Source organism: Enterobacter sp. RHBSTW-00175 (assembly GCF_013927005.1).
GTDB lineage: Bacteria > Pseudomonadota > Gammaproteobacteria > Enterobacterales > Enterobacteriaceae > Enterobacter.
The window spans coordinates 396,905-419,655 of record NZ_CP055930.1; the positions used below are offsets into that span (position 1 = coordinate 396,905).

The following is a 22,751-nucleotide window of genomic DNA, read 5'->3' on the forward strand; positions in this document are numbered from 1 at the left end:
GTTATCTACCCCCTAACTCCAGAGAGGCGGCGATGTTAAAAAATCACAGTGATTGTTACTGTGAAACAACGCACAGATTGTTACATAAATATGACAGGATGCGCAAAAAGGCGCATGAAATCACGTTTCACTTTCGATTCTTGCTCGATTATGTTCGAAATCAAACAAACCACAGAATTGATGTGGCTAAATGGTAAAAAAACGAACATGAGGGAAGACAATGACAATTCACGATCCCCGCTATAGCGATGTGATTATCATTGGCGGTGGGGCAACAGGTGCAGGTATCGCACGCGACTGCGCCCTGCGAGGGTTAAATGTGACGCTACTCGAGCGTCACGATATCGCAACGGGCGCAACCGGGCGTAATCATGGTTTGCTGCACAGCGGCGCGCGGTATGCCGTCACAGACGGTGAATCTGCGCGCGAGTGTATTGCCGAAAACCAGATCCTCAAACGCATCGCCCGCCACTGTATTGAACCGACCGATGGCCTGTTCATCACCCTTCCCGAAGATGATCTCGCGTTCCAGCACACCTTTCTTACGGCCTGTACTGCCGCGGGTATTCGCGCCGAAGCGATAGATCCCGCCATGGCGCGTCGCCTTGAGCCTTCTGTAAACCCGGCGCTGATGGGTGCTGTTAAAGTCCCCGACGGCACCGTGGATCCGTTTCGTCTCACGGCCGCCAATATGCTGGATGCCCGTGAGCATGGCGCCCGCATCCTGACCGGACATGAAGTCACTGGCCTTATCCGCAAGGGAGATAGCGTGTGCGGCGTGCGGGTGTTTGACCCGCAATATAATGAATACAGCGAACTGTATGCTCCCGTGGTGGTCAATGCGGCGGGGATCTGGGGGCAGCGCATTGCAGAATATGCCGACTTATCCATCCGCATGTTCCCGGCCAAAGGCTCGCTGCTGATCCTCGATCACCGCATCAATAACCATGTCATTAACCGCTGCCGTAAACCGTCTGACGCCGATATTCTGGTGCCGGGTGACACAATCTCGTTGATTGGCACCACCTCAACCCACGTTGACTACAGCGAGATTGATTACAACCGGGTGACCGCCGAAGAGGTCGATATTCTGCTGCGCGAAGGAGAAAAACTGGCCCCGGTAATGGCCCGCACTCGTATTCTTCGTGCTTATGCTGGTGTACGCCCACTGGTTGCCAGTGATAACGACCCCAGCGGTCGTAACGTCAGCCGTGGCATTGTGCTGCTCGATCACGCACAGCGCGACGGCATGGAAGGCTTTATTACCATCACCGGCGGTAAACTGATGACCTACCGTCTGATGGCGCAGTGGGCCACAGACGCCGTGTGTCGCAAACTGGGCAATACTGAGCTCTGCGTTACCGCAGAGAGGCCCCTCCCTGGATCACAGCAATCCACCGAAAAAACGCTGCAAAAAATCATCTCATTGCCCGCGCCACTGCGTGGGTCTGCGGTCTATCGCCACGGTGACCGGACACCAGCGTGGCTCGGTGAGGGGCGACTTAGCCGAAGCCTGGTGTGCGAGTGCGAGGCGGTGACCGCTGGTGAAGTGCAGTACGCGGTTGAAAACCTGACGGTGAATAACCTGCTCGATTTACGCCGCCGCACGCGCGTCGGCATGGGGACCTGTCAGGGCGAGCTTTGCGCCTGCCGCGCGGCCGGGCTGCTGCAACGTTTTCACGCCACCACCTCAACCCGGTCGCTTGCTCAGCTCAGCGATTTTTTAAACGAACGCTGGAAAGGCATTCAGCCTGTTGCCTGGGGCGATGCCCTGCGCGAAAGCGAATTCACCCGCTGGGTCTACCAAGGGCTTTGCGGTCTGGAGAAGGAACAACACGATGAAATTTGATACGGTTATCGTTGGCGGCGGGCTGGCAGGTGTGCTTTGCGGTATCCGGCTGACACAGCAGGGCCTGCGCTGTGCGATTATTACTCGCGGCCAAAGTGCCCTGCACTTCTCTTCAGGCTCTCTGGATCTGCTGGGCGCGTTGCCTGACGGCTCGCTGGTCCACACGCCGCTAAAAGCCCTCGACAATCTGCCGCCTGAACACCCTTACACCCTGATTGGCGCGCAAAATGTTGCCCGTTTTGCCCATCAAACCGAAACCCTGCTGGCGGCTTGCGGCGCGCGCTTACAGGGCAGCGCCCAGCTCAACCATCAGCGGGTGACACCGCTCGGCACGCTGCGTAGTGCCTGGCTTAGCCCGGAAGAGGTTCCCGTCGCGCCATTCAAAGCCAGACACGTGCTGGTGGTGGGTATCAGCGGTTTTCTCGATTTCCAGCCGCATCTTGCTGCGGCCTCGCTTAACCAGCAGGGTATCAGCGCCGACACGGCGGAAATCGAGCTGCCCGAACTGGATGTTCTGCGGGAAAACCCGAGCGAATTTCGGGCGGTCAACATCGCCAGGCTGCTTGATAACGAAGACAAATGGCCGCTGCTGTTTGAAGCGCTTAAACCCCTCAGCGAAAAATACGACACTCTGTTTATGCCCGCCTGCTTTGGCTTAACGGACAACCGGCTCTGGCGCTGGCTGTCGGACCGTCTCCCATGCTCTGTTGGTTTACTTCCCACACTGCCTCCGTCCGTGCCTGGCATTCGTTTGCATAACCAGTTGCAACGCCAGTTCATCGCCCAGGGCGGTATCTGGATGGCGGGAGATGAGGTGAAAAATATCACCCTGAAAGACGGCGCAGTCAGTGAAGTCTGGACCCGAAACCATGCTGATATTCCCCTGCGCACCCGTTTTGCCGTACTCGCCAGCGGGAGTTTCTTCAGCAATGGGCTGTTAAGCAGCCGCACTGGCATCCGCGAAGCCATTCTGGGGCTGGATGTCCGGCAAAGCACGTCCCGTGCCGACTGGTACCAGAGCGATTTCTTCACTCCACAGCCCTGGCAGCAGTTCGGCGTCATTGTCGATAACACCCTGCGCCCGCAGTTGTCAGGCGCGTCCATCGATAATCTCTACGCCATCGGTTCCATTCTGGGCGGATACGATCCCATCGCCCAGGGCTGTGGCGGCGGTGTTTGTGCCATTACGGCGCTCAGTGTTGCAGAACAGATTTGCCAGCGCGCGGAGGCGGAACAATGAACGACACCCATTTTGAAAGCTGCATTAAATGTACGGTCTGCACCACGGTTTGCCCGGTAAGCGGCGTTAACCCTGCCTATCCGGGGCCAAAACAGGCCGGGCCGGACGGTGAACGCCTGCGCCTGAAAGATGGCGCGCTGTACGATGAAGCGCTGAAGTACTGTATCAACTGCAAACGCTGTGAAGTGGCCTGCCCGTCAGATGTCAACATTGGCGACATCATTCAGCGGGCGCGGGCGCGCTACAGCCGGCAAAAGCCGACGCTGCGCGATGCCATTCTCAGCCATACCGACCTGATGGGCAGTGTCTCAACGCCTTTCGCTCCGCTGGTAAATGTCGCCACATCGCTCAAACCGGTGCGCCAGCTGCTGGATGCCACGCTTAAGATCGATCACCATCGTAGCCTGCCAAAGTATTCCCACGGCACTTTCCGGCGATGGTACAAATCCGTGGCGGCAAAACAGGCGCAGTTTGCCGATCAGGTGGCCTTCTTCCACGGTTGCTACGTGAATTACAACCATCCGCAACTGGGGAAAGATCTGCTGAAAGTGCTGAATGCGATGGGCACCGGCGTGCAGCTGCTGAGCAAAGAGAAGTGCTGCGGCGTGCCGTTGATTGCCAACGGTTTTACCGATAAAGCACGTAAACAGGCCAAAAGCAATGTCACGTCGCTTCGTGAGGCGATTGTCGATAAAGGTATTCCGGTGCTGGCGACCTCTTCCACCTGTACCTTCACGCTACGCGATGAGTATCCGCACGTGCTGGATGTGGATAACAGCGGACTGCGTGAACACATCGAACTGGCGACCCGTTTTCTGTGGCGCAAGCTCGATAGCGGACAGACTCTGCCGCTGGGCAAATTACCGCTGAAAGTGGTCTATCACACTCCCTGCCACATGGAAAAAATGGGCTGGTCGCTCTATACGCTCGAACTGTTGCGCCTGATCCCAGGGCTGGAACTAACGGTGCTGGATTCACGTTGTTGTGGTATCGCGGGAACGTACGGGTTCAAAAGTGAAAACTACGAAACATCGCAGGCGATTGGGGCGCCCTTGTTCCGCCAGATTGAAGAGAGCGGTGCGGATTTGGTGGTGACCGACTGCGAAACCTGTAAATGGCAGATTGAGATGTCCACCAGCAAACGTTGCGAACACCCTATTACCTTGTTGGCTAAAGCACTGGGGTAAACAGCGCCGGGGTGCGTTCACCCCGGCAAAGGTGTTACCCGATAAACATCGACTCGACGACGTTGATCCAGCCGTGTTCGCTGGCTACCTCTTTTCCGTTCAGCCAGCGGCGCAGCATGTTCAGCGCCATCATGGCGCACACCTCCTGACGCACGGCTAAACTGTGGCGGGTAATGCTCATTTTCACCCGCAGCGCGTGCGTCCCTTCGGGGGTGGCGAGCGCAAAGTTAAGGTGGTCATCGTCAATCCCGCCGATGGCAAGCGCCAGCCCGGCAAAATGATTAACCCTGCGCTCAGACGCCCAGTGCGCCGTTTGCGCCAGCGTCTCTTGCTGGAACGGTACAACCTCGCTGGCCAGCAGCGGTGCTTCGGCTCTGGAAAGCTGCAATGCCAGCAATCCGCCGGTGAACTGTTCGCTTAAAGTGACGCTCAGTTGGCTGGATTGCAGACTGCGGGCAATTTGCGCGGGCAGCCCTTCTGTCCCTTCAAAAATCAGGCTTTCACCCGCCACACGCTGTACTTCTGGCCACAGCGCCAGCATGGCCGCTTTTTGCGTTGCCGGCCCCGTCAGTTTGAGCTCGATAATCGGCATTGAGGAGCGGTAGCCCATCGACACGCCAGGCGGCAGTTGCAGGTGATCAAGGCTTTGCGCCAGATCGCTTTCAGAGCGGCCAAAGGTGGTCAGGCGCAAGCACAGCGGCGGTTCAGGCAGCGTAAAGCGCTCGCGCAGGCGCGGCAGAATTTGCTGCTCCACCATGACTTTAAATTCAGAAGGGACACCCGGTGTGAAGAACATCAGGCAACGGTTCAGTTTGATGGCAAATCCGCAGGCGGTGCCTACCGGATTATCCACCAGTTCGGCGCTGGCGGGAATTTCAGCCTGCTTGCGGTTGCTCGGGGCCATGACCCTACCGCGTTCTGTGAAGAAGCGCTCCATCTGAGTGAGCCACTCTTCATGCATCACCAGGCCTTCGCCTTTGGCCGTGGCGGCGGCCAGCGCGCTTAAATCATCACTGGTGGGGCCAAGCCCGCCGTTCACGATCAGTACATCGGCGTGTTCACTGCGTTCGCGCAGAATATTCACCAGTGACTCAAGATTGTCGCCCACTGTATTGCGGCGCGTTAACGGTAATCCTTGCTCAAAGAATAAATCGGCCAGCCAGGCAGCATTGGTATCAATAATTTGTCCATGCAGCACTTCGTCGCCAGTGGATAACATTTCCACGCTTATCATTGTGTTCTCCCACTTCTATGGTCAAAACACTATAACGCAATGAGCATAGGTGGGAAGAGAAACTGGCGCGGCAGAACACCGCGCCGAAGAGATTAGAAGCCTGCGCTGACACCCACATACGGGCCATCGGCCAGGGCGTTGTCGCGATTGCCATCTTTACCTGCCAGATTCAGGTAACGGTAGCCTGCTTCAATCGTGATCGGACGCATGATAGTCCAGCGCGCACCGGCGTTGGCTTCTTCATAGCTCTCAATGCCGCTGGAAAGCGAATCCGGAGAGTAGTAGTACTCGCCGAACAGGCCGAAGCTGTCGCCGATTTTCCACTGCAAACCGCCACCCACAGCCGCCGCGTAGCCTTCATCACCGTCATTTGGATTGGTGTAAACGCCTTTGCCGCCTACGGTCGCCAGGAATGGTCCCAGAGGAATGTTCAGACCCAGGCCGAGGCTTGCCGCATCGCCATCGTCGTCGTTATGCGTCCAGCCGCCGGTCATTGCCAGGCCGGAGCTTTCCGTGCCCAGGCCAAAGCCCAGGTGGGTGTAATCCTGACCCGCCGAGCCGTTAAAGCTGATGGCGTTAGCCGCCGCAGAAACAAAAATAAGGCCGCTGAGGCCCAGTAATGCCACTTTTTTCATTGTCGTGATCCCACACCGTTTAATTAGAGATGTCCCAAAACCGCGAGATTTTAACCCGAGTCTCTCTGGGATCAAGCACTCTGCGTGCGCCAGACAAGAAGATTGTAACTATTTGATACTCTGGCAGGTGTGGCTATCCCTTTAAGGTTGCATTGACCCACTGCTGCAATGCGCGGCGCGAAACCTTAATGCCGCCATTTTTTAGCTCTGCAGGCAACGCCAGCCAGCGCACGGGCTGCTGGAAACGCGCCAGCTTATCTCTTATCCAGTCAGGGAAAAGCGTAATATCCGTGCCCGGCTCGCATTCCACTACCGCCACCGGACGCTGGCCAAATTCGGCGTCATCCAGCGGGACGACAAACACCTGGCTTATCTGCGGATGGGTGGCGATAACACGCTCCAGTGATTCCGGCTGAACCCCTTCACCACCGCTGAAAAAGAGATTATCCATACGCCCAAGGATGGACAGCCTGCCGTTATGCAACTCCCCACGATCGCGGGTGGCAAACCAGCCCTGACCGTTGGTGAGCGGGATCAGCGCGCCGTCTCGCCAGTAGCCTGCGGCCATACTCTGCGCCCTGACCCAGACTTCACCTTCCACCACCTGCACGTCCCTGCCCGGCAGGGCGACACCGACATCCGGCTCACCGTCGGCCTCTTTAGCACAAACGGTAGAGGCAAATTCGGTCAGGCCGTAGCCGCAGAACGTGCGGATCCCCTGCTCCCGCGCTTTATGCGTCAGCTCAACAGGGATTGCCGCCCCGCCGAGTAAAACTGCTTTCAGCGCAATATGATGCGGGACATTGAGCAGACGCCAGAGCTGTGTGGGCACCAGTGAAGCATGAGTGCACCCCTGTAATGCCTGCTCCAGCGGCTGTTTTTCCCGCACGGTTAAGCGCGCCCCTGAGAGCAACCAGCGCCACAAGATCCCCTGGCCGGAAACATGAAAAAGCGGCAACGACAGCAGCCAGTCGTCCTCATCGCCATACGGCATTAACGACAACACGCCACGTGCGCTGGCAAGATGGGCAGCACAGGTATGCACCGCCGCTTTGGGTAATCCGGTGGAGCCAGACGTCAGCGTCATGGAAGCCAGACGCTCAGGCTGCCACATCACCGCATCGTCGCCAAACCTATCCTCCATCTGTAGTGGCGGAAGTCCGTCATAGGTTGCGTCCAGCACCAGCGCAAAGCGAAGCGTCATCTGTGGGATCAACACATCCAGCAGTGGGCGCGGCAACTGTGGATTAACAGGCAGAATACGGGCACCGCATTGCAGCAGCGCCAGCCATGCCAGTAACGTCTGCGGATGGTTATGGGCGAGCAGCATGACGCCATCGCCCTCTTTTACCCCTTGCTGATGAAAGCCGGCTGCAAGGCTATCGATACGCGCGCACAACATCGCCCAACTGAGGACGCTGTCGTCTAAGCGCAGCGCCGGTTTATCGGCAAATTGTGCACGCCAGTGCCGCCACGGCCAGTCACTAAAACTCATCGCAGCGGCTCCAGCGCCTCAACACCCAGGCACGGCAGCGTGCTGCCAGGCCACTGGCGGATAAGCTGCGCCTGCATCAGGTTTAGCGTATCCAGCCCGGGAACGGTGTGTGGCGTTAACCATGCGGCAATGCGCGCCAGTTGCGTCAGGCCAAGACTGGATTCAATGGACGAGCTGATCACCGCCGTCATTCCCAGGGAATGTGCCGCAGAAACCTGCTCGCGTACTTTTTCCAGGCTGCCGGTCAGCATGGGCTTAATCACCACCGCGCTGACGCCCGGTTCCGCCGCAAACACAAAATCTGGCTCACGCAGGCTTTCATCCCAGGCAATCGCGATCCCCGTATCCAGGGCAAAGGCTCGCGAATCGTCACGGGTTTTACACGGTTCTTCCAGAAAGGCGATACGGTCGCGATACGCAGGATTGACGTACTTTGCAAACTGCTGCGCCTTAAGCGGCGTCCAGGCGCGATTGGCATCCAGACGCAGACGCAAGTCGGGGATGGCTTCCAGCAGCAGGTTAGCCACCATTCCGTCGCGCACCGCTTCATATAATCCGACTTTAATTTTCGCCACTTTCTCGCTGGGCATGGCCGAGAGTAGCGCAAACAGTTCATCAGGATCGCCGGTACACAGGGGTGCTGTGCGGTAGTCCGCATCGGCAGGCAGACTGCCGTCAAGCTCTGCCAGCGCGCAGCTTATCCCGAACGCCGCAGAAGGCACGTCAGGCAACGCGGGATCAACTCCCGCACACCATTCGTTCGCCCAGGCCAGCAACGCCGCCTGAGCGTCATCCAGCGATTCCAGGCTAAAGCCCGGAAGCGGTGACACTTCACCCCACCCGTGATTGTCGCCCTGCTGTAAGTAAACGAAAAATCCGTCACGGGTTTTTAACCGCCGTTCACGCAGCACCACGCCCGCGTCCATGGGTATCTGCCAGCGATAAACCTGCGCGCGACGCATTATGGATTCCGTTTGTATTTGCTGAAGTCTGGCTGGCGTTTTTCGTTAAACGCGTTGCGCCCTTCCTGACCTTCTTCGGTCATGTAGAACAGCATGGTGGCGTTACCCGCCAGCTCCTGTAAACCGGCCTGGCCGTCGCAGTCAGCGTTCAGAGCGGCTTTCAGGCAACGCAGTGCCATTGGGCTGTTTTGCAGCATCTCGCGGCACCAGCGCACAGTCTCTTTTTCGAGGTCAGCGTTCGGTACAACGGTGTTAACCAGCCCCATATCGAGAGCTTCCTGGGCATTGTACTGACGGCACAGGAACCAGATCTCACGGGCTTTTTTCTGCCCAACGATACGCGCCATATAGGAGGCGCCCCAGCCACCGTCGAAAGAGCCGACTTTCGGGCCAGTCTGGCCGAAGATGGCGTTTTCAGCGGCAATAGTCAGGTCGCACATCATGTGCAGCACGTGGCCGCCACCGATGGAGTAACCCGCCACCATCGCAACAACCGGTTTCGGGCAGGTGCGGATCTGACGCTGGAAATCGAGCACGTTCAGGTGATGCGTACCCGCATCATCCTGATATCCGCCGTAGTCGCCACGCACTTTCTGATCGCCACCGGCGCAGAATGCTTTGTCACCTTCGCCGGTCAGAACGATTACCCCGATATTGTCGTCATAGCGCGCATCGGCCAGCGCCTGAATCATCTCTTTGACGGTCAGCGGACGGAAGGCGTTACGTACCTGCGGGCGATTAATCGTGATTTTGGCAATGCCGTCAGCGGATTTGTGGTAACGAATGTCGGTGTAGCCTTCGGAGCAGTCTTGCCATTCAACCGGTGCGTAGAGCATTTGTTCATCAGGATAGATCATAGAGAGTCCTTTATTCGAAGACGCAGTATCTGAGCCAGACTCGCGGCAACCGCGGCCGGGTTTTCCCGGTGGGCGTTGTGTCCGGCATTAGGGATCACATGGCAAACGGCATCCAGTTCACGCGCGATGGCGGCAAACTTTTCATCACGTTCACCATATAAATAGTGAAAAGGGAAATCGCGTGCCCGAAGTGCCACACGCAAATCGGGCTGGACGGCAAGCGAGGTTGCCTCAAGCATATCCGCCAGCTGTGCACCGCGGTTCTGGCGGCGCAGCATAATCAGGTCATGACGTTGTGCGTCAGTGAGGGATGCAAAGACAGGCTGTTGATACCAGTCGGCAAAAACAGACTCAAGTGGCTGCTGGCGAAAACGCGTTGCCCAGCGCCCGTCGGACTGACGTCGGGCATTGCGTTCTTCGGCATTTTGCAACCCCGGATGCCCACCTTCGACAATCAAACCACACAGCCCCGCAGGTTGCTGAGCCGCATGGCACATCGCAATGCGGCCGCCGAGAGAGTACCCCACCAGCCAATAGTTAAGTATGTTGTAACTAAGAAGGGTATTTTCCAGTAACGCGTTAACCGCTTCAAAACCAGAGACAGTGATATGCGCAGATCCCCCGTGCCCGGGCAGATCAAGATACAGTCGGGGAGAGTCACACAGCGATTCCCCGACGGCCTGCCACTCGCGGCAATCGCCTGAAAATCCATGTAAAAAGACCAGCCAGGGAGTTCCTGGCTTTCCGGCCTGCTGCGCACCCGCAAGGATCACAGGTGGCTTACCTGTGCCAACAGACTTTGCAGCTGCTGTGCCCCGGCGGAATCATTTACCACCAGCTCAATCAACGTTGCACCCGGCTGACGCCATGCGCTACTCAGCGCGGTTTCCAGCTCTGACCAGCTTTCAGGGCGGTGATATTTCAGGCTGAACATCGCCGCCGCGTGTTCAAACTGCACATTCTGCGGCATCAGATAGAACTGTTCGCGCTCACTCTGCGGCGTGGGCAGTAACGAGAAAATCTGCCCGCCATTGTTGTTCACCACAATCAGCACAAACGGAGCCGAAGCCTGGCGCAATAACGCCAACGCGTTGAGATCGTAAAGTGCAGAGAGATCACCCACCACCGCCAGAGTCGATTTCGCACTGGCGCGCTGCACGCCCGCCGCCGTAGAGATAAGCCCGTCAATCCCGCTCGCGCCACGGTTGCTGTAAACCGGGTATCCGGCAGGCAGCTTAGAGAATGCATCAATCAGACGCACCACCAGGCTATTGCCGACAAACAGCTGCCCCTGCTCTGGCAGATACTGACGAATGCGATGCGCAAGCCCGGCTTCGCCAAAGCCTTCGCACTGTGATTTGGTTAACTCCCACGCCTGGCGCGAAAGCTCGGGGATTTCCACCGCCCAGGGTTTACGTTTTTCTGCGGGGTGAAGTTCCAGCCAGGTATCAATACTGCTGACCAGACGACGGCCACGATGGTGCGCCGGGTCGAGCCGCCCTTCCAGCGGATCCACCAGCCAGTACTCTTCCGGCTCACAGGCGGCCTGCCACTGCAAGACGCGTTTTCCCGTGAGGCTGGAGCCAATCTGGACGACAATTTGCGCTTGCGCCAACTCGGTAACCGCTTTTGCGTTACCCAGCCAGAGATCGGCGCACGGCAGCGGCTGCCCGGTTTGTGAAAGGACATCGCCAATCAGCGGCCAGCCGAGGGTTCGTGCCCATTCAGCCACCTGCCTGCCTTCTGCCGCGCTCATGCGCCCGGCAATGACCACACCGCGCTTTTGCCGCCAGAAGAACCAGTCACGCTGCTTCGCGCTTTCCAGATGAGTCTGTTCGCGCAGCCAGGTTTTTTCACTGTTCCACCAGTCGCCAAGTGTCTGCTGCCATTCAAGCCCAGTGTCATCCAGCTCGCCATACAGCGGCTCGGCAAACGGACAGTTGATATGCAATGCCCCACCGCGCAGCGTGCCCATCGCGTGATCGAGCGTCGATACCAGCCAGCTTGCCGGGATGTCCTGGGTTGGGCGCGGCAACGAAATACTCTGCGAAGGATGAGACGCAAAAATACCCGGCTGACGAATGGCCTGATTTGCGCCGCAGTCAATAAGCTCTGGCGGGCGATCGGCGGTTAGCAGGATCAATTTTTCACCGGTTAACCCGGCTTCAATAATTGCCGGGTAGAGGTTAGCCACCGCCGTACCGGATGTAACAATCACCGCCACGGGCTCTTTACTGACTTTTGCCAGCCCCAGCGCCAGGTGGCCTAAACCGCGCTCATCAAAATGGGTGTGATGAATAAACGTCCGGTTTTCAGCTGCCGCAAGGGTCAGCGGCGTAGAGCGGGAACCGGGTGCAATACACACGTGCCTGACACCATGGCGGGTCAGGGCTTCAAGGATCACCGTCGCCCAGCGTCGGTTAAAAGAACTTACTGACATGAGATTGTCCGGTATCAATATTGCGACACAGTATAAATAATAGAAAAAGATGGAATTTTGATATGAATCGGGAATGCGCGACTCAGTATTAATCCCTAAGGAGCAGAGTGCGCAACCCTGCGGCTTTATTTTCTATCTCCAGCCACTCTTGCTCCGGGTCAGAGCCGCTAACAATTCCGGCCCCGGCATATAGCCTCAGCGCGTCGTTGTGCAGCCGTGCGGAGCGGAGCGCCACACAAAACTCGCTTTTTCCGGGTGATAAATACCCGGCAGAGCCGGCATACCACTCTCTGTCGAACGGTTCGTTATTTTCGATAAAATCGCGTGCCGCCTGACGCGGTAACCCCGCCACGGCGGCGGTCGGTTGCAATACGTGCAGGCATTGTTCGTCATCGGTATGTTTTAGCGCAGTCCAGATACATCGACGCAAATGCTGCACCTTGCGCAGACGCACAATCTGCGCGGGCAGAACGTCCAGCATCCGGGTGTGATGTTGCAGACGCTGGCAGATATCCTCTACCACCAGCATATTTTCGCGCTGGTTTTTGTCGTCATTCATCAGCCATTCGCCCAGCCGCTGCGCCTGTTTATCTTCAGCATGGCTGGCAACTGTCCCGGCCAGCGCCTCAGTGCGTAACAGTGCGCCCCGGCGTCGCCACAAGCGTTCAGGCGTGGAACCCAGAAACGCGTTGCTGGCGTCAAACACCATGCAGAAATGGTAGCAATGTAAATTCAGCGCCCGGCTGGCGGCCATCAGTGCGATGGCGTTAACGGGCTGGTTAAACTGCACGTCTGTCGCCCTGGCGAGCACCACCTTTTCAAAATCACCGTGCGTAATGGTCTGCGTTGCAAGGCGGACAAGGCGCAGCCATTCCGGTTTGTCGGGCTGATGCGTCTCTCTGAGAGCCTGAAGCGACAGAGCGGGAATCGGCTGGGATTCACCCAACTGCTGTAAAAAATCCAGCGCCTGACGCGCATCATCCTGAAGGGAAGTGGCACTCCACAGGTGCAGGCGTAATGTGGCTATTCCCGCATTGCGTAACCACAGCAGGCGCGGCAAAAACAGACTGCCCTGCTCCGGGTTAAAGGCATTAAGCCCACAGATCCGGGTGGTATCCGGCGCGTCACAGGCGTTTAAAAACTGTGATGCCAGAGCCAGAGAAGAAAAGTGTGCGACGGCACCCAGCGCGGCCAGCTCTTCATCGCCGTTACGCTGTTGCCAGTAGAACTGGGGATAAGATGCCTGGGAGCCAAGCCAGGCCAGGGGATCAAAAGCATCATTTAGCGGGAAAGAGACATCGAAATGACGTAAACCGGGCGTAGCCGGTAGTGCTTGCGCAAGCTGGTCACGCAGACGTTCCAGCGCGATGAAAATCGATTGCACGCGAACCTCTCCCTGTTAAAACCTCACATTATACGGGGTACTGATAATAAATAGCAGTACCCACGTATAGGGAGTGGTTTACCGTCTGCATCAACCTCTTAACGACGCGCCAGCAGCAGCCCTAATACCAGCCCCGCCGCAGCACCAACCCCGATGCCGTGCCAGGGTTTTTCATGCACATAGTCATCAGTACGATACACAGCGCGTTTGGCGCGGTAGTAGTAGGTATCTGAAGCCTGACTGACGCGGGACTGCACGTCACGCAATGCATGCTCGGCACGCTCTTTTAGCTCGATATACTTCTGATCGGCGGGGTCACCTGAAGAACGTAACACCTCTTCCAGCGTTTCGCTCAGTAAAGCCAGGTCGTCGTCGATACGGGTCTCCCAGGAATGAAAAGACATATTTTTCTCCATGTTAGTACGCCAGTCCGCTAACTATAGACAACGACACCCCATTACGCCTGTTTCGCTTCTCGCGCCATGCCGATATGCGCAATGCCGTCTTCATCATACACATCCGTCACCGGAGCGAACCCGAAGTGCGCATAGAATGACTGAAGATGCGCCTGTGCACCCAGGTATAACGCCTTGTCTGGCCACTGTTTTTCGCAGGCAGCCAGCGTTTGTTCCATTAAGCGATAACCTAGCTTTTCACCACGCGCGCTGCCGCTGATGATAACGCGGCCAATCACCACCGGCTCAAATTCGTCTTCGCTTTTCAGAATCCTCGCATACGCGACCAGCTCGTTATCTTTCCAGCCCAGAATGTGATGGTTTTCCCCTATCAGGTCATCACCATCGATGTCCTGATACGGGCAGGTTTGTTCAACAATGAACACTTCACAACGCAGTTTCAGAAGTGCGTACAGGGAAAAGGTGGTCAGCTCGCTATGGTGTAAATCTTGCCACTGGATCATGTCAGGCTCCTTCTTAGGGTTCATCACGTTATACTAAACCCCTTCCCATTCAGCAAAGGGTCTGACTGTGTTATGGAACTGATTTTTCTGGGTACTTCCGCCGGCGTGCCAACCCGCTCACGAAATGTAACGGCCATGCTGCTGGATTTGCAGCATCCCACCCGTGGCGGGCTGTGGTTGTTTGACTGTGGCGAAGGCACGCAGCATCAGCTATTACACACGACTTATCATCCCGGTAAGCTCGATAAAATCTTCATTACCCATCTGCACGGTGATCATCTGTTTGGTCTGCCCGGCCTGCTTTGCAGCCGCTCGATGGCCGGGAATGCCAATCCCCTGACCATTTATGGCCCTGCGGGGATCGCGGAATTTGTTGAAACGACCCTGCGTCTGAGCGGTTCGTGGACCGACTATCCGCTGGAGGTGGTTGAGATTGCCGACGGGCTGGTCTTCGATGACGGTGCTTATCGGGTCATTGCCAGGCCGCTAAATCACCCGGTTGAGTGCTACGGTTATCGCATTGAAGAGCATGATAAGCCGGGTACGCTCAACGCCGCGGCGCTGATTGCCGATGGCGTGCGCCCGGGGCCACTGTTCCAGCGGCTGAAACTGGGCGACACTGTCGAGCTTGAAGACGGGCGCATGATTAACGGTCTGCAATATCTCTCGGCCCCATCGCCCGGCAAGACGCTGGCGATTTTTGGCGATACCGCGCCATGCCCTGACGCACATGAGCTTGCTCAGGGTGTTGATGTGATGGTGCATGAAGCCACGCTCGAAACGGCAATGGAAGAGAAAGCCAACAGCCGTGGCCATAGCTCTACCCGCCAGGCCGCCCGGCTTGCGCTGGAAGCAGGTGTCAGGAAACTGATCGTGACGCATGTCAGCTCTCGTTACGACGCCCGAGGCTGTGAAAATCTGCTGGCGGAGTGCCGGGAAGTGTTTGAAAACTGCGAGCTGGCGGAAGATTTCACTCAGGTCAGCGTTTAGTCCTTCATTTTTCCCTCAGGATGCCGATAACGATTAAAAGGTCAGCATTTCACTTGAGGGTAGAATGGATAATTTCCAGAAAGATATTGATGACAGGGCGAATCTGACCCTGTCGAACCGTTTTGAGCTGTTGCTGTTCCGTCTTGGCACCTCTCTGAATGCAAACAAATCCGAGCTGTTTGGCATTAACGTCTTTAAGCTGCGCGAAATTGTGCCAATGCCGGAATTCACCAAACCCGCGGGAATGAAATCACCGCTGATGGGGATGGTGAACATTCGTGACCAGGTGATCCCGGTGATCGACCTGGCTGCCGTCGCGGGTTGTAAGCCTACAACCGGGCTGAATATCCTGCTGATCACCGAATATGCCCGCAGCGTACAGGCCTTTGCCGTGGAATCAGTCGAGAACATTATGCGTCTGGACTGGAAGCAGGTGCACGCGGCGGAAACCGCCGTCAGCGGGCGGTACATCACCAGCATTGCCTGTCTTGATGAGAAGACCGATACCAACGATCTGGCGATGGTGCTGGACGTTGAGCAGATCCTGTATGACATCACACCGGCAAACCACGATCTACACGCCACCAATCTGCAAACCACGAAATTCAACATCAAGCCTGGCGCGGTGGCTATCGTGGCGGAAGATTCCAAAGTTGCGCGTTCCATGCTGGAGAAAGGCTTGCAGGCCATGGAGATCCCGGCGCAGTTACATATCACCGGCAAAGACGCATGGGAAAAAATTGGCGTTCTCGCTGCCCAGGCGCAGGCCGAAGGTGTGCCAATCACCGATAAAATCGCCCTGGTGCTGACCGACCTCGAAATGCCAGAGATGGACGGTTTTACGCTGACGCGCAAAATCAAATCCGACCCGGTACTGAAAGATATTCCGGTGGTGATCCACTCGTCCCTTTCAGGGAATGCCAACGAAGATCATATCCGCAAGGTGAAGGCCGACGGATATGTGGCGAAGTTTGAATTGAACGAGCTGTCGTCGGTGATTGAGGAAGTGCTGGACCGTTCGGTGAAGAAGATTGACGGGCCGTTGATTAGCCGGAAGCAGCTGGCATAGCCGGGTGGCGCTTCGCTTACCCGACCTACAAAACCCGTAGGCCCTGCAAGCGCAGCGCCGCTGGGCACTCTGTGCGGGCTGATGCCCTCACCCCGTCCCTCTCCCACCGGGAGAGGGCGCAAACATTAAAAAAGGCAACTTTCGTTGCCTTTTTGCTTTCACCTTACATCAGCGGCATCGCGTGTTGCACGATGGTGATCAGCGGTTGCGGATAGATACCGAAGATCAGTACCAGCAGCGCAGAGATCAGCACCACAATACCACCGGCGCTGTACTGCCAGTTGGTTGGCGCATCGCGGTTGAGCTGCTGAGGAGCACTCAGGTACAGGCTCACAGCCACGCGCAGGTAGTAGTACAGACCAATCGCGGAGCCAATCACCACACCGGCGGTCAGCCACCACAGGCCCGCCTGCACACCGACTGCCAGTACGTAGAACTTACCGATAAAGCCCAGCGTCATCGGAATACCGGCCAGGGACAGCATCATCACGGTCATTACCGCAGACAGAATCGGACGGTGCCAGAACAGACCACGGTAAGAGAACAGTGAATCTGCATCCGGGCCACGGTACGGGCTGGACATCAAACTCACCACGCCGAACGCGCCGAGGCTGCTGAACAGATAACCTGCCAGATACACACCAACGGCTTCCATCGACATCTCACCGCTTTGCAGCGCGATCAGTGCCACCAGCAGGTAACCCAGATGGGAGATAGACGAGTAGCCCAGCAGACGTTTGATATTGGTCTGGCTCAGCGCCATCAGGTTACCGAAGATGATGGAAACAAACGCGATAATGCCCAGCACCACGCGAACCGCTTCACTATCACCCACTGGTGCGTACAGGAACAGACGCATCACCACACCGAAGATAGCGATTTTGCTCGCCGTCGCCAGGAAGGTAGATACCGGTGCCGGAGCACCCTGGTATACGTCTGGCGTCCACAGGTGGAACGGAACCAGAGACAGTTTAAAGCCAAGGCCAACAATCATCATACCCAGGCCTGCCAGCAGCAGTGGTTCGTGCAGCATCCCGTCGCCGAGGCTCTTGCCGAGCGCCACGAAGGAGAGGTTACCGGACTGTGCGTACAGCAGCGCAATACCAAACAGCAGGAACGATGATGCCGCCGCTGACAGGATGGTGTACTTGATACTCGCTTCCAGTGAACGCTTCTGACGGAAGGCGTAACCAATCAGGCCGAACAGCGGCAGAGAGATAAGCTCAATACCGAGGAACAGCGCAGCCAGGTGGTTCGCATTCGCCAGCAGAATGCCGCCCAGTGCGGCAATCAGTACCAGCAGGTAAAACTCTTCTTTGTTGTCGTTGTAGCCTTCAAGCCACGGGTACGCAAAGGTGCAGGTTGCCAGACTCGCCAGCAGAACCAGCCCTGTGTATAGCATGGCATAGCCGTCAACACGCATCAGCGGGGTGACATCCATCGCGCCCGCCTGGCCAACAAACCAGAGGGAAACCAACGCAGCGTTCAGACCCAGAACGGACAGGGTCGCATTCAGGAAGTGATTGCGTCGCCACGCAATGGAGAGCATCACAACCACCACCGTCAATCCGACGATCAGCAGCGGTAGCAGCGCGATCAGTTGTTGTGGAGTTATTGTCATGGCGAATTACGGCCTTGTAGTAGAAGCAGAATTAACAAACCACTGCTGGATGTTACCCATCGCGGAATGCGAGGTATCCAGAATCGGCTGTGGATAGAAGCCCAGCAGCACCAGCAGTACGACCAGCAACAGGATGATGAACAACTCACGCAGCGACATCCCAGGCAGTTCTTGTGCAGCAATCTCACTCTTCGCTTTACCGAAGTAAGCGCGGTGCAGCATCGCCAGTGAGTACACAGAAGCAAACACCAGACCGAAGGTGGAGACAACGGTAATCACCGGAACCACTTTGAAGCTGCCGAACAGAATCATAAATTCGCCGACGAAGTTACCGGTGCCTGGCATCCCCAGGGTGGCAACAGCGAAGAACATGGACAGCGCTGGCAGCCATTTCATTTTGCCCCACAGGCCGCCCATCATACGCATGTCACGAGTGTGCAGACGTTCGTACAGCTGGCCACACAGGATGAAGAGGCCGGCTGCGGACAGACCGTGCGCAATCATCTGGATAACCGCGCCCTGGTACGCCAGCTGGCTGCCGGTATAGATAGCAATCAGCACGAAGCCCATGTGAGAAACGGAGGTGTAAGCAATCAGACGCTTGATGTCGTACTGCGTAAACGCCATCCAGGCACCGTAGAAGATACCAATCACACCCAGCCACATGGCAATCGGTGCGAACTCAGCGGAGGCGTTCGGGAACAGCGGCAGAGCGAAACGCAGCAGGCCATAGGCTGCGGTTTTCAGCAAGATACCCGCCAGGTCAACGGAACCCGCCGTTGGTGCCTGAGAGTGCGCATCTGGCAGCCAGCCGTGCAGCGGAACCACCGGCATTTTCACCGCGAAGGCGATGAAGAAGCCCAGCATCAGCAGATATTCAACACCGTGAGACATTGGTGTCTTCAGCAGATCCTGATAGTTGAAGGTCCAGATACCGGTCGCGTTGTGGTGAACAAACACCAGCGCCAGGATCGCAATCAGCATTACCAGACCACTCGCCTGGGTATAGATGAAGAACTTGGTTGCCGCCGTGATACGCGTTTTACCGTCGGATGCCTTATGGCCCCACAGCGCGATCAGGAAGTACATCGGCACCAGCATCATCTCCCAGAAGAAGAAGAACAGGAACATGTCGATGGCAAGGAACACGCCGATGACGCCGCCCAGGATCCACATCAGGTTCAGGTGGAAGAAGCCCTGGTATTTTTCGATTTCTCGCCAGGAACAAAGTACCGCCAGAACACCGAGCAGACCGGTCAGCACGACCATCAGCAGCGACAGACCGTCGATCGCCAGGTGAATCGTAATGCCGAAACGTGGGATCCACGGCAGGATAAACTCAGACTGCCACTGCGGAATACCCGCAGACTGGGTCAGAGAGTAACCACCCTGCAACCAGAGTTGCAGACCAAGCGCGAGCGTTAATCCCATGGTGATCAGCGCGATCCAGCGCGGCATCTTCACGCCAAAGCGTTCAGTCTGCCAGCACAGGAAGCCGCCGATGAAGGGAATTAATATTAGCCAGGGTAGTAACATGGCGATTTACATTCCTTTTTAAGGCCCCCAGTAGGGGCCTGATTTTCAACGAATTCGAATAAAATTCACTTAACGATCAACGCAACACCATCAGCAGCGCCAGCACGACAACCGCACCGATGCTCATGGACGCCACATACCAGCGCAGGTAACCGTTCTCGCTGTACAGCAGGCCTTTACCTGCAAAGCGGGACAGGATCGCCGGGATATTCATCATGCTGTTCAGTGGATCACGTTTCACCAGCCACGCAACACCCAGGAACGGCTTGACGAAAATCATGTCGTACAGCCAGTCGAAGCCCCACGCGTTGTACCACCAGGTGCCCAGCAGACGGCCTGGCGCACTGTTGGCAACAGAGGTTACCAGCGTACGTTTACCCAACCACAGCCATCCCGCAATCAGGATGCCCGCGATAGCGACCACACCAGAGGTGATTTCAAGCGTCAGAACGCGACCGTGCTCAAGCTCGGTTGTCGCCGGCAGTACGCCCTGCAACGGTGGCACAATCATCGCGCCAACGAAGGTGGAAAGTACCAGCAGCACAATCAGCGGCAGGTGGTGGGTAATCCCCTTCCCTGCGTGAGCATGAATTTGTTCTTTACCGTGGAATACGATGAAAATCATACGGAAGGTATACAGAGAGGTCATGAACGCACCGACCAGACCTGCAACCATCAGATTGATATGACCATTCGCCATGGCACCCGCAAGGATTTCGTCCTTACTGAAGAAGCCCGCGGTAATCAGCGGCAGTGCCGCCAGCGCCGCGCCGCCCACCAGGAAGCAGACATACACCAGCGGGATGGACTTACGCAGTCCGCCCATTTTGAAGATGTTCTGCTCGTGGTGGCAGGCCAGGATCACGGAACCGGATGAGAGGAACAGCAGCGCTTTAAAGAAGGCGTGCGTCATCAGGTGGAAAATTGCCGCGTCCCATGCCTGAACACCCAGTGCCAGGAACATGTAACCAATCTGGCTCATAGTGGAGTACGCAAGAACACGTTTGATGTCGGTCTGAACCAGCGCGGCAAAGCCTGCCAGCACCAGCGTGACCGCACCCACAATACCCACCAGATGCAGAATTTCCGGAGTCATCAGGAACAGACCGTGGGTACGCGCAATCAGGTAAACACCCGCGGTAACCATGGTCGCTGCGTGGATCAGCGCGGAGACAGGGGTTGGACCCGCCATCGCATCTGCCAGCCATGTCTGCAACGGCAGCTGTGCGGATTTACCCACAGCACCACCCAGCAGCATCAGCGTTGCCCACATCAGCATGTTGTTGCCTGCTTCGAAGTGAGCCGGCGCCAGTTCCACCATTTCGCGGAAGTTCAGCGTGCCCAGTTCGTTGTAGAGAATGAACAGCGCGAAAGCGAGGAACACGTCACCCACACGGGTCACGACGAACGCTTTCATGGCCGCTGCGCCATTCTTCGGATCGGTGTAGTAGAAACCGATCAACAGGTAAGAACACAGACCCACGCCTTCCCAGCCCAGATACATCAGCAGCAGGTTATCGGCCAGCACCAGAACCACCATGCTTGCGATAAACAGGTTGGTGTAGGCGAAGAAGCGGGAGTAACCCTCTTCACCGCGCATATACCAGGAGGCGAACATGTGGATCAGGAAGCCCACGCCGGTCACCACGGAGAGCATGGTCAGAGACAGACCATCCAGCACCAAGTTGAAACCGATGTTGAAATCACCGACCGACATCCAGGTCCACAGCGGCACGCTAAAAGGCTGACGTCCGTTGTTGAAGAAATCGATACCCGCGTACGCTGTTACCAGCGCCGCCAGACCGATGGAGCCAATGCCCACGGTAGCCGACAGATTCTCAGACCAGCGGCCACGAGAAAATGCCAGCAGCACGAAGCCAATCAGCGGAAAAATAATGGTTAAGGCAAGCATGTTCATCCACGCAACTCACTTACTGAATCGATGTTCAGGTTCTGGCGGCGACGATGGAGCTGCAACAACAGCGCCAGGCCAATACTCGCTTCGGCAGCCGCGAGGCTGATGGCGAGAATGTACATCACCTGACCATCGGTCTGGCCCCAGTAGCTACCGGCAACCACAAAGGCCAGCGCGGAAGCGTTAATCATGATTTCCAGGCCGATCAGCATAAACAGCAGATTGCGGCGGATAACCAGACCGGTCAGACCCAGAACGAATAAAATCGCCGCGAGGATCAGTCCATGTGTTAAGGGGATCATGCGCGTTCCTCCGTTTTTCTTTTCGCGCGGTCGTCAGTGCGGTTGCTCAGCACCTCGCCAACACGCTCTTCGCGGCCAACGTGGAAAGCAACAACCAGGCCTGCCAGCAGCAGCATCGAGGCCAGTTCAACCGCCAGAACGTACGGACCAAACAGGGAAATACCCACGGCTTTCGCGCTGATTGGCGTGCCGTCGATGCCCTGGTCGTTCACGCCCAGAATGGCGTAAACGATCACCGCCAGCATGATGGCCGACAGAATTGCCGGGCCAATCCACACCTGCGGTTTTAACCACTGACGTTCCTGCTCAATTTCTGAGCCGCCCAGGTTCAGCATCATCACCACGAAGACGAACAGCACCATGATGGCCCCGGCGTAGACGATGATTTCCAGCGCACCAGCAAAATGCGCGCCCAGCGCAAAGAACACCCCGGAAATAGCCAGCAGCGAAATGATTAAATAGAGCAGCGCATGCACCGGGTTGGTGTGCGTAATCACTCGCAGCGTAGCCAGGATGGCGATAAGGCCACAGATATAAAAAGCGAATTCCATTGCCCTCTCCTTACGGTAACAGGCTCTTGACGTCGATAGGCTTAGCTTCGTTCTCTGCTTCGCCCTTATCTTTGCCGTCGATTGCCATACCCGCCATCCGGTAGAAGTTATATTCCGGGTATTTGCCCGGACCGGAAATCAGCAGATCCTCTTTCTCGTACACCAGATCCTGACGCTTGTACTCACCCAGTTCGAAGTCTGGAGTCAGCTGAATCGCCGTGGTTGGGCACGCTTCTTCACACAGACCACAGAAGATGCAGCGTGAGAAGTTGATGCGGAAGAACTCAGGATACCAGCGGCCATCTACCGTCTCTGCTTTTTGCAGAGAGATACAGCCTACCGGACACGCTACCGCACACAGGTTACAGGCAACGCAGCGCTCGGAACCGTCCGGATCGCGCGTCAGCACAATACGACCACGGTAGCGCGGCGGCAGATATACCGGCTCTTCCGGGTACATCTGGGTTTCGCGTTTGGCAAACGCGTGCAGGCCGATCATCCAGATACTGCGTAGCTGGGTGCCGGTGCCTACCAATAATTCTTTTAAGGTCATGGTCTAAAGCCC

21 protein-coding genes are annotated in these 22,751 nt (G+C 56.7%); 5 read left to right on the forward strand and 16 right to left on the reverse strand.

The genetic code is table 11. The features are described 5' to 3' along the window. Positions 1-220 precede the first annotated feature (220 nt). Genes glpA through glpC form a run of 3 tightly spaced genes read left to right on the forward strand, consistent with a single transcriptional unit; the run spans position 221 to position 4,276 of the window. Positions 221-1,849: an anaerobic glycerol-3-phosphate dehydrogenase subunit A gene (glpA, locus tag HV107_RS01875; protein ID WP_182061842.1), complete on the forward strand. Its 1,629-nt coding sequence runs from the start codon at positions 221-223 to the stop codon at positions 1,847-1,849. Continuing rightward, positions 1,839-3,089 (forward strand): glycerol-3-phosphate dehydrogenase subunit GlpB, encoded by a 1,251-nt coding sequence (glpB, locus tag HV107_RS01880; RefSeq protein WP_182061843.1) that lies wholly within the window; start codon positions 1,839-1,841, stop codon positions 3,087-3,089. Before glpA ends, glpB begins: the two co-directional genes overlap by 11 nt. Next, entirely contained in the window at positions 3,086-4,276 is a 1,191-nt protein-coding gene (gene glpC, locus HV107_RS01885; RefSeq protein ID WP_182061844.1) for an anaerobic glycerol-3-phosphate dehydrogenase subunit GlpC, read from the forward strand. Before glpB ends, glpC begins: the two co-directional genes overlap by 4 nt. Before the next feature lie 34 nt (positions 4,277-4,310). On the opposite strand, the gene HV107_RS01890 is transcribed toward glpC, so the two are convergent. The 10 genes from HV107_RS01890 to HV107_RS01935 form a co-directional block, all read right to left on the reverse strand. Further along, on the reverse strand, positions 4,311-5,510 hold the full coding sequence (locus HV107_RS01890; RefSeq protein WP_182061845.1) for a nicotinamide mononucleotide deamidase-related protein YfaY: 1,200 nt from the start codon (positions 5,508-5,510) through the stop codon (positions 4,311-4,313). Between the two features lie 92 nt (positions 5,511-5,602). After that, a complete protein-coding gene (locus tag HV107_RS01895; RefSeq protein WP_182061846.1) occupies positions 5,603-6,145 on the reverse strand; it encodes a YfaZ family outer membrane protein in 543 nt (180 codons plus the stop codon). A 133-nt stretch (positions 6,146-6,278) separates the two neighbouring features. Continuing rightward, positions 6,279-7,640, reverse strand: a complete 1,362-nt coding sequence (menE, locus tag HV107_RS01900; RefSeq protein WP_182061847.1) for an o-succinylbenzoate--CoA ligase — start codon at positions 7,638-7,640, stop codon at positions 6,279-6,281. Beyond that, a complete protein-coding gene (gene menC / locus HV107_RS01905; protein ID WP_182061848.1) occupies positions 7,637-8,602 on the reverse strand; it encodes an o-succinylbenzoate synthase in 966 nt (321 codons plus the stop codon). The genes menE and menC overlap by 4 nt, the downstream gene beginning before the upstream one ends. Further along, the gene (menB, locus tag HV107_RS01910; protein WP_182061849.1) at positions 8,602-9,459 is read right to left on the reverse strand and encodes a 1,4-dihydroxy-2-naphthoyl-CoA synthase; all 858 of its coding nucleotides are present in this window, start codon (positions 9,457-9,459) and stop codon (positions 8,602-8,604) included. Before menB ends, menC begins: the two co-directional genes overlap by 1 nt. Next, complete coding sequence (menH, locus tag HV107_RS01915; RefSeq protein WP_182061850.1) at positions 9,456-10,232, reverse strand: 2-succinyl-6-hydroxy-2,4-cyclohexadiene-1-carboxylate synthase; 777 nt, start codon at positions 10,230-10,232, stop codon at positions 9,456-9,458. The genes menB and menH overlap by 4 nt, the downstream gene beginning before the upstream one ends. Next, positions 10,229-11,899, reverse strand: coding sequence for a 2-succinyl-5-enolpyruvyl-6-hydroxy-3-cyclohexene-1-carboxylic-acid synthase (gene menD / locus HV107_RS01920; protein WP_182061851.1), 1,671 nt, complete (start codon positions 11,897-11,899; stop codon positions 10,229-10,231). The genes menH and menD overlap by 4 nt, the downstream gene beginning before the upstream one ends. Positions 11,900-11,987: 88 nt before the next feature. Next, positions 11,988-13,283, reverse strand: coding sequence for an isochorismate synthase MenF (menF, locus tag HV107_RS01925; protein WP_182061852.1), 1,296 nt, complete (start codon positions 13,281-13,283; stop codon positions 11,988-11,990). A 98-nt stretch (positions 13,284-13,381) separates the two neighbouring features. Then, a complete protein-coding gene (gene elaB / locus HV107_RS01930) occupies positions 13,382-13,687 on the reverse strand; it encodes a stress response protein ElaB (protein WP_182061853.1) in 306 nt (101 codons plus the stop codon). 53 nt (positions 13,688-13,740) lie between these two features. Beyond that, positions 13,741-14,202 carry a GNAT family N-acetyltransferase gene (locus HV107_RS01935; RefSeq protein ID WP_182061854.1) on the reverse strand — a complete coding sequence of 154 codons (462 nt, stop codon included), beginning with the start codon at positions 14,200-14,202 and terminating at the stop codon, positions 13,741-13,743. Between the two features lie 72 nt (positions 14,203-14,274). Here HV107_RS01935 and rnz point away from each other — a divergent pair, with 72 nt between their 5' ends. Then, positions 14,275-15,192 carry a ribonuclease Z gene (rnz, locus tag HV107_RS01940; RefSeq protein WP_182061855.1) on the forward strand — a complete coding sequence of 306 codons (918 nt, stop codon included), beginning with the start codon at positions 14,275-14,277 and terminating at the stop codon, positions 15,190-15,192. Positions 15,193-15,256: 64 nt separating this feature from the next. Continuing rightward, positions 15,257-16,261 carry a chemotaxis protein gene (locus HV107_RS01945; RefSeq protein ID WP_182061856.1) on the forward strand — a complete coding sequence of 335 codons (1,005 nt, stop codon included), beginning with the start codon at positions 15,257-15,259 and terminating at the stop codon, positions 16,259-16,261. A 163-nt stretch (positions 16,262-16,424) separates the two neighbouring features. On the opposite strand, the gene nuoN is transcribed toward HV107_RS01945, so the two are convergent. From nuoN to nuoI, 6 genes are all read right to left on the reverse strand, one after another. Continuing rightward, complete coding sequence (gene nuoN / locus HV107_RS01950; protein ID WP_182061857.1) at positions 16,425-17,882, reverse strand: NADH-quinone oxidoreductase subunit NuoN; 1,458 nt, start codon at positions 17,880-17,882, stop codon at positions 16,425-16,427. Positions 17,883-17,888: 6 nt separating this feature from the next. Continuing rightward, entirely contained in the window at positions 17,889-19,418 is a 1,530-nt protein-coding gene (gene nuoM / locus HV107_RS01955; protein ID WP_182061858.1) for an NADH-quinone oxidoreductase subunit M, read from the reverse strand. A gap of 76 nt (positions 19,419-19,494) precedes the next feature. Then, the gene (gene nuoL / locus HV107_RS01960) at positions 19,495-21,336 is read right to left on the reverse strand and encodes an NADH-quinone oxidoreductase subunit L (RefSeq protein ID WP_182061859.1); all 1,842 of its coding nucleotides are present in this window, start codon (positions 21,334-21,336) and stop codon (positions 19,495-19,497) included. Then, on the reverse strand, positions 21,333-21,635 hold the full coding sequence (gene nuoK, locus HV107_RS01965) for an NADH-quinone oxidoreductase subunit NuoK (RefSeq protein WP_003861496.1): 303 nt from the start codon (positions 21,633-21,635) through the stop codon (positions 21,333-21,335). The genes nuoL and nuoK overlap by 4 nt, the downstream gene beginning before the upstream one ends. Next, positions 21,632-22,186, reverse strand: a complete 555-nt coding sequence (gene nuoJ, locus HV107_RS01970) for an NADH-quinone oxidoreductase subunit J (protein WP_182061860.1) — start codon at positions 22,184-22,186, stop codon at positions 21,632-21,634. The genes nuoK and nuoJ overlap by 4 nt, the downstream gene beginning before the upstream one ends. Before the next feature lie 10 nt (positions 22,187-22,196). Further along, a complete protein-coding gene (gene nuoI / locus HV107_RS01975; RefSeq protein ID WP_014071104.1) occupies positions 22,197-22,739 on the reverse strand; it encodes an NADH-quinone oxidoreductase subunit NuoI in 543 nt (180 codons plus the stop codon). Between the last annotated feature and the right edge of the window lie 12 nt (positions 22,740-22,751).

Bases quoted from the DNA above. Each gene is read 5' to 3' on its own strand.
- glpA (WP_182061842.1), top strand. From the start codon at position 221: ATGACAATTCACGATCCCCGCTATAGCGATGTGATTATCATTGGCGGT.
- elaB (WP_182061853.1), bottom strand. From the start codon at position 13,687: ATGTCTTTTCATTCCTGGGAGACCCGTATCGACGACGACCTGGCTTTA.
- menC (WP_182061848.1), bottom strand. From the start codon at position 8,602: ATGCGTCGCGCGCAGGTTTATCGCTGGCAGATACCCATGGACGCGGGC.
- HV107_RS01895 (WP_182061846.1), bottom strand. From the start codon at position 6,145: ATGAAAAAAGTGGCATTACTGGGCCTCAGCGGCCTTATTTTTGTTTCT.
- HV107_RS01890 (WP_182061845.1), bottom strand. From the start codon at position 5,510: ATGATAAGCGTGGAAATGTTATCCACTGGCGACGAAGTGCTGCATGGA.
- menD (WP_182061851.1), bottom strand. From the start codon at position 11,899: ATGTCAGTAAGTTCTTTTAACCGACGCTGGGCGACGGTGATCCTTGAA.
- menB (WP_182061849.1), bottom strand. From the start codon at position 9,459: ATGATCTATCCTGATGAACAAATGCTCTACGCACCGGTTGAATGGCAA.
- nuoN (WP_182061857.1), bottom strand. From the start codon at position 17,882: ATGACAATAACTCCACAACAACTGATCGCGCTGCTACCGCTGCTGATC.
- HV107_RS01945 (WP_182061856.1), top strand. From the start codon at position 15,257: ATGGATAATTTCCAGAAAGATATTGATGACAGGGCGAATCTGACCCTG.
- nuoI (WP_014071104.1), bottom strand. From the start codon at position 22,739: ATGACCTTAAAAGAATTATTGGTAGGCACCGGCACCCAGCTACGCAGT.
- nuoJ (WP_182061860.1), bottom strand. From the start codon at position 22,186: ATGGAATTCGCTTTTTATATCTGTGGCCTTATCGCCATCCTGGCTACG.
- glpB (WP_182061843.1), top strand. From the start codon at position 1,839: ATGAAATTTGATACGGTTATCGTTGGCGGCGGGCTGGCAGGTGTGCTT.
- nuoM (WP_182061858.1), bottom strand. From the start codon at position 19,418: ATGTTACTACCCTGGCTAATATTAATTCCCTTCATCGGCGGCTTCCTG.
- glpC (WP_182061844.1), top strand. From the start codon at position 3,086: ATGAACGACACCCATTTTGAAAGCTGCATTAAATGTACGGTCTGCACC.
- menE (WP_182061847.1), bottom strand. From the start codon at position 7,640: ATGAGTTTTAGTGACTGGCCGTGGCGGCACTGGCGTGCACAATTTGCC.
- HV107_RS01935 (WP_182061854.1), bottom strand. From the start codon at position 14,202: ATGATCCAGTGGCAAGATTTACACCATAGCGAGCTGACCACCTTTTCC.
- nuoK (WP_003861496.1), bottom strand. From the start codon at position 21,635: ATGATCCCCTTAACACATGGACTGATCCTCGCGGCGATTTTATTCGTT.
- nuoL (WP_182061859.1), bottom strand. From the start codon at position 21,336: ATGAACATGCTTGCCTTAACCATTATTTTTCCGCTGATTGGCTTCGTG.
- rnz (WP_182061855.1), top strand. From the start codon at position 14,275: ATGGAACTGATTTTTCTGGGTACTTCCGCCGGCGTGCCAACCCGCTCA.